The 6,540-nt window shown below is 46.6% G+C and carries 4 protein-coding genes; all 4 read left to right on the forward strand.

Going from position 1 to position 6,540, the window contains the following annotated elements; all coding sequences use genetic code 11:
• On the forward strand, positions 1 to 211 hold a 211-nt coding region (locus DXZ20_RS37570; RefSeq protein ID WP_250565814.1), incomplete at its 5' end, for a hypothetical protein.
• Positions 212 to 814: 603 nt separating this feature from the next.
• The gene (locus DXZ20_RS18170) at positions 815 to 1,255 is read left to right on the forward strand and encodes a hypothetical protein (protein ID WP_163699681.1); all 441 of its coding nucleotides are present in this window, start codon (positions 815 to 817) and stop codon (positions 1,253 to 1,255) included.
• A 1,639-nt stretch (positions 1,256 to 2,894) separates the two neighbouring features.
• Positions 2,895 to 3,212, forward strand: coding sequence for a hypothetical protein (locus tag DXZ20_RS18175; protein WP_163699682.1), 318 nt, complete (start codon positions 2,895 to 2,897; stop codon positions 3,210 to 3,212).
• A 233-nt stretch (positions 3,213 to 3,445) separates the two neighbouring features.
• Entirely contained in the window at positions 3,446 to 6,223 is a 2,778-nt protein-coding gene (locus DXZ20_RS18180) for a two-partner secretion domain-containing protein (protein ID WP_163699684.1), read from the forward strand.
• The last annotated feature ends 317 nt before the right edge of the window (positions 6,224 to 6,540 follow it).

The following is a 6,540-nucleotide window of genomic DNA, read 5'->3' on the forward strand; positions in this document are numbered from 1 at the left end:
GACAATCAGTCAAACCTCTCAATGGGTCCATTATCCACCTAATACTACTTTGGAAATTCCTGGTTCTGGGAATCTCTGGCTATTTGTAAATGGCTTTTATGCAAGCATGGCTGCCACGCCGCTCAATAGTGATCCAACCCAAATAAATGTTGAAGCAGTTATTCGTTATTGGATTCGTGATACTCACGTCAGATATGACATTGTGCCATAAGCTGAGAATTGATTGTCTCTAGACATGATGTTTTCCAAGAAAATCGATAACTTTATAGGCTTCACGGCATTATTGACGAGACTCAGGAGGAAAAAATGTTGTCGTAATGTTTCATCAGACACAGCAGCTGGATTGTTTTGATTGTTCTGTCGATAAGCTCGGCTCAGAGCTTCGAAGTCCCAATTAGCTCTTCTACTAGAGTTGCCACTTTCAGCATGAATCATCGATCTCAACCAGTAATAACCAACTTCTCCAGGATTCGCCTTAATTGCTTGATTCGTAATGCGTAAAGCAGTAGCTTGGGAACTAATCCCATAGCTTTAAAATCTATTTAGCAGTGTCATCATAGTAGTACACATCATATAACCGCTAACCGCTTTTACAAACGATAGACACATAGCCTCAAGAGCCCAAGCATCAGAACTCTAGGTTGTTTGATGTAACTGTAATAACAACTTGCCACTTTGAGTTCGTGGTATCTTTAGCTTATTAAAGATAAAGTGTTAATACCCATAATATCGCTAAAGTTCCTGAACCTTCGTAAACGTTCATCAGTGTAGTAGTTCCCCAATTAAGCTATTCCCACGGAGCATGTTTAGTGTCATGACCAATCCGAACAGGCGTCAATTTATGCGATATGGTTTTGTGGCTGTTGGAACTGGCGTTTTAGCTGTTTTGGGTAATCAAAACTCTGCGGCATCAGCAAGCGGCCATGAGCCAGGTACTGCAATATCTAAAATAGTTTTGAAAAAGGTCATGCTTGTCGGCAACTGGCCAAGTGACACCGAGCTAGACATTCGTTTTATAGACAAGAAAATAGGTTCACCTTTATTAATCGATCAAACTTCGAAGTGGGTTGATTATCCAGCTGCTACTGCCCTTAATCTAACGGCACCTGGTAATCTCTGGCAGTATTGGGATGGTGCCTTTTTCAGTATGTGTACTCAGCCAATATTAGATGTCAATCTACCTCAAAAAGATGCTGATGCAGTCATTAAGACTCCATTTGGTGAGGTCCATGTTAGATATGACATCATCGCTTAGAGTTGAGTAGTGTGCTGCTCATCCTTACGATCAAGCCTTGGCCTTCGAGAGGCAGGGGCATTTCGTGTGCAGCAGAGAAAATCTGTAAGGCATATCCCTCAGACCCACGCCCGGTTCAAAACCGAGCGCTAATCGAGGGCTGTCGCTAAAGCGACAAAGTTGGCTGTGAAGCTCTATACATAAGCGTTTGCCGATCTCTTAACCCCTTCAGTGGGTTTTGCTCCAGTTAGCCTTGCGACTTTGAGTCCAAGGCGGGTTGACGCTTCATCGCCAGGGGCAAGAGCTGAGCCTTTTACGAATAGCAAGACTGTTCGCTCAACCGGCAAGAAACACAATTGTCGTGATTCTGTCGACAATCAGTCTATTTTAGGGTTGATTAGTTTGTGTTTCTTAGGAGTGTTTCGAGACAGCCTGCTCATGGTTCCCCTTGGTAAGGCAGGGCTGTTTCATTGTATGGATAGAAAATCTGAAGGCATTGAAAGCTCATTTGAGAAAAAGCATGCTCTACGTGGAGGTGGGCCAAACAACAACACGATAACCTGATTAATCGACCCCGCCGTAACCCTTAATTTAATGCAATTGAGGACAACTCAGTAGGCTGGGTTGTAGGGCGGCCTCCCGGCCCTGCCCAGGGGGTTTGGGGAACTCGGAGGGACCCCAAGCAACCGGTTTTGGTTCCTTCCGATCATATCTCGATTCAGGATACACGAAGCCATAAGCCTTACAGATTTTCTCTGGTGAACACGAAACAACCCTGCCTTACCAAGGGGAACCGTCAGGGAGGTGTGTGGATCACTTGCGCTAATGACCGAAGACCCCTCCGTTGGTTCCCCTTGGTAAGGGGAACCGTCGTTTATCATGCTCGATGCCAATCATCTTCCAGTTATGTATATTCAGTAGCTTACGAAGGGGAATTAAGGGGGTAAGGCAGGGTTGTGAACTCCCTTTAGAGATGTGTATACACGGTAGCCATAAAGAGACGAGCCTCACACCCACGCCCGGTTCAAAACCGAGCGCTCATCGAGGGCTGTCGCTAAAGCGACAACATTGGCTGTGAAGCTCTATGCATAAGCGTTTGCCGTTCTCTTAACCCCTTTAGTGGGTTTTGTTCCAGTTAGCCTTGCGACTTTGAGTCCAAGGCGGGTTGACGCTTCATCGCCAGGTGCAAGATTTGAGCCTTGATCCCAAATGAGAACCGCTACATACCATTTGGGAAACACCTATGCCGATCAGCAGCCCTTAATCACAATCGTACTTGGGCGAAGTAAATCAGATTGCAGATAACGCACAATCTGGTTTCAACCCTGAGTAGAACTTTTATACTGAGTGGGTCAGTGCGTTAAGGCACACAGTATTCAAACAGCAAAATACTGTTGCGTAGTGCTTGAAACTATTAGTGTACTGGCATTGACAGGTTCGTTCTGGCTCAAACCAATCACTCACGAGTATCTGCTGTGTATTAAAAGTACCCACCGGGGTAATGCGAACAGAAGCGAAGCGAAGCATTATATTAAGGTAAGAGTCGTCACCAAGAGATGTGTTATAGCCGCAAAGTCCCCTGAGTTTGCGCTATTGGCCAGGGATTGCCCCTCTCTTTGTCACTCAAACATGTCCATTTTTATTACTGAGAATCAAACAAATGGCAACACTCACACTCAACAACGTTACATTTACGGGTGGTAGTGGCCCCTTCAATGGCCCAGCGCTAGAGTTTCGTTTTGGGAATAAACTTATTGGTACCGCAACCATCACCCAAGCTAATACCCCTGTTACTTTTAGTGGTGCTTCAGGAACAATTGGTGGAACAGAGTTTCTTAGGGTTTATCAAAATGGTGAACCTTGTCGAGGAATGTTCGTCTCAGCGGTTAAAGCTTCAGATTCTGGACCGGGCACTTGTGAAGCTACAGCTGCTGTATATGGGGGAGGCATGCTTACTCTAGCGTATACCGTCTCATAGCTCTCCTCCAGTTAGAATTTCGCAGGGAGAATACGATCTACTTAATTTCAAAACAGTCATTGATTTGTAAAACCAATAACTGTTTTGAACACACTCTCTACCGTTATGTGGGTAAAAAACCTTTTACCCACATAACGGTTTAGGTATAGATAGATAGATTCTGGTGCACCAGGGTTGACTGGTAGATGTATTCTAATTGCAGAAGAATATTAGAAGGCTAAAGCTCAATCGTGATGGTAAAACAATACAATCTTGGGCTATGGGTTGCAAGCAAACTTCTTGCCTGTGGCTTACTGTCGTGTCAAACTGCATGGGCACAGGTTATACCCGATGGCACTACGGCCACTCCAGACCCTGGCTCCTGCGCCGTCAGTTGCACCATCACAGGGGGCACCACTGACTCCACTGGAACCAATTTATTCCATAGCTTTAGTGAGTTTTCAGTGCCTGATGGAAGCACAGTTACATTTGACCATGATCCTGCGCTTGTCAATATTCTCGCTCGGGTGGTGAATGGCCCCTTATCCATGATTGAGGGGACTATTCGCACCGATGTTACCAGTGACACCAATCTGTTTTTGATAAATCCCCAGGGCATTATTTTTGGTCCCAGGGGAAGTTTAGAACTGGGAGGCTCATTTGTTGCCACGACAGCCGATGCGATCCAGTTTGGAGAGCAAGGCAGCTTTAGCACTACTGAGATAAATTCTGACGTAGTTAGACTAACCGTTGATCCATCTGCGTTGTTATTTACCCAATCTGCGCCTCAACCTATTATCAATCAGTCTACTGCCTTAAATCCAACTTCTTTAAATTTTGGGTTAAGTATTCAGGAGAATAATAGCTTACTGTTAGTGGGAGGTGATGTAATTCTTGAAAAATCATCCCCCACTAATTTCAGTGGGGGAATTATTACAGCTCCCAGTGGCCGGGTAGAGTTAGGTGGCGTCAAGGGTGCCGCTACAGTCGGTTTAGATATTGATGGTGGCCGCATCAGTCTAAGCTATCCAGACGATGTTCCCTTAGCTAATGTTATCTTAGACCGAGGCCGCTTAAATATCTCCAATAGCTTTTTTAGTGTTGATCGTTCTGCAGGCAGCCTTGTTATTAGGGCCAATTCTATTTCATTCATCAATCGTAGTATTATTGATAGCGCCACATCTGGCCCAGACAATGCCGGGAACATCCTGCTTTATGCAAATCAGTCTGTAACTTTTGATGATGGAGGTATTAGTGTCAGTACTGGAGGGTCTGGAAACGGGGGTAACCTAATCGTTTTAACTGACATACTCTCCTTAGACAATAATGCTACTCTCAGCGTCAGAACAAATGGAGCAGGAAATGCTGGAGAGATTTCGTTAATTGCTAACAGTATTATACTCAGCGACAGCGATATAATTGCTGAAGCTTTTGGAGATCCTGCTCCTGCTGGCAGTGCCGGTAAAATTGAAATTCAAACTGGAACACTATCTCTGGTCAATAACTCTAGTATATCAACACAAACATTTGGTCCAGCCATTGATACAGAAGCGGCTGGTTTAATCAATATAGATGCGCGGGAATCTGTTTCTCTCGCTAACGATGGCAGTAGCATCACCAGTGCAACTAAAGGCCAACGAAATGCGAGTAATATCATTATTAATACACCGGAGTTAACTATTCAAGATTTTGCTAGCATTTCGGCTGTCGGGAACTTGACTGATGATGGCATGCCTACAGAAGGCGATGCAGGAAATATTGTCATCAATGGTGCCAATCAAGTCACCCTCTCAAATGGTTTTATCACAACAGAAACAAACACCCTAGGTAGGGGCGGCAACATTACCCTCAATACCGATCAACTCACCGCCAACTCAGGAGCCCGCATTACCGCCACCGCCACCGCCACCGCCGCTGCCACGACCCAGGGAGGTAGCGTCACCTTAAATATCGACCAAATCAACCTTTCCGGCGAAACCACCGGCATCCTGGCAGAAACCCAAGGCCCTGCCAATGCTGGCCTGATTACCCTGGGTCCCAACCATAACAACAACGCGGTGACAGTCAACTTCCAAGACAATGCCAACATTTCAGCCGCAACTAGCGGCAGTGGTGACGGCGGCAGAGTCGTAGCGCTAGCCCCAGAAGGCATTACCCTCACCGGCAACGGCAGCCTATCCACCCGATCCACAGGGGCAGGCCCAGCAGGCGACATCGACATTCAAACCAACGGTCAATTTAGAGTACAAAATGGAGCAGAAGTAGAAGTCAGCGGCGAAGGCACCGGCAACAGCGGCATGCTGGATGTGATTGCAGAAACCGTCGTACTCAATGACGGGAAACTCCTCGCTTCCGTACAAGCAGGGGAAGACGGCAATATTAACCTAGAAATAGAAGATGCCCTAATTCTGCGAGGCGACAGTCTCATCTCTGCCGAAGCATTTAATGATGCCAACGGTGGCAACGTCAATATCACCACCCCCTTTATCATCGCCCTATCCCCAGATGGCCCCAACGGTAACGACATTCAAGCCATTGCCAGACAAGGAAACGGTGGCCGCATCGCCATTCAAGCCAACACCCTCTTCGGCATCGAAGAAAACAAAGCCACACTAGGCAATAGGACCAATGACATTGATGCCAGTTCAGAAGCCGGTATTGATGGCGAAGTCATCATTGAAACCTTGCAAGTGGATCCAGACGAAGGCATTGATCCATTACCCAGTACTCTAGCCACCCCAGAAATTAGCCAGGGATGTCAAGCAGGCAGCAACGGACAATTTATCGCCACAGGCCAGGGCGGACTCCCCTCAAACCCTTACGAACCCCTCAGTAGCGACGGCATTCAAGAAGACATTTACCCAGCAGGCCAAACCATCCCTCAGCCCGTCAGTACACAACAAACTGACACTACCGACACACTGATCGAAGCCCAAGGCTGGAACAGAGACGAGCAAGGTAACATTGTCCTGCTCGTGACCACCCCAGACACCCATAGTTCCTGCCAGGTAACCTTAAACGGAGCGTTTTAAGATGAACTATCCGTTCCGTCAACCACCAAGACACCGCTACTTACGTTTTGTACTGCTAACCGTCCTCAGTTTTCTAGTCACATTCAGTTTCCCAAAGTTTAGCCATCGGGTAATGGCAGCTAATTCAGGGAGGCCTACAGATTATTCAGCAATCCAGCAACACTCTAGTTTCCCTTTAGAAACTACGGAGTATACACAAATCCTGAACACTAGCACTCACAGTTGCACTACCCCCTCTAACTCCCCCTTGGTAAGGGGGAGGACCGGAGTTTCTCCCCTTACTAAGGCTACGGTGCATACACAAGGATTGGATACTA

It is taken from the genome of Adonisia turfae CCMR0081 (assembly GCF_011009555.1).
GTDB classification, from domain to species: Bacteria; Cyanobacteriota; Cyanobacteriia; order Phormidesmidales; family Phormidesmidaceae; genus Leptothoe; species Leptothoe turfae.

Excerpts from the sequence above, each read along its gene's own strand:
- DXZ20_RS18170 (WP_163699681.1), top strand. The coding sequence starts at position 815 with ATGACCAATCCGAACAGGCGTCAATTTATGCGATATGGTTTTGTGGCT.
- DXZ20_RS18175 (WP_163699682.1), top strand. The coding sequence starts at position 2,895 with ATGGCAACACTCACACTCAACAACGTTACATTTACGGGTGGTAGTGGC.
- DXZ20_RS18180 (WP_163699684.1), top strand. The coding sequence starts at position 3,446 with ATGGTAAAACAATACAATCTTGGGCTATGGGTTGCAAGCAAACTTCTT.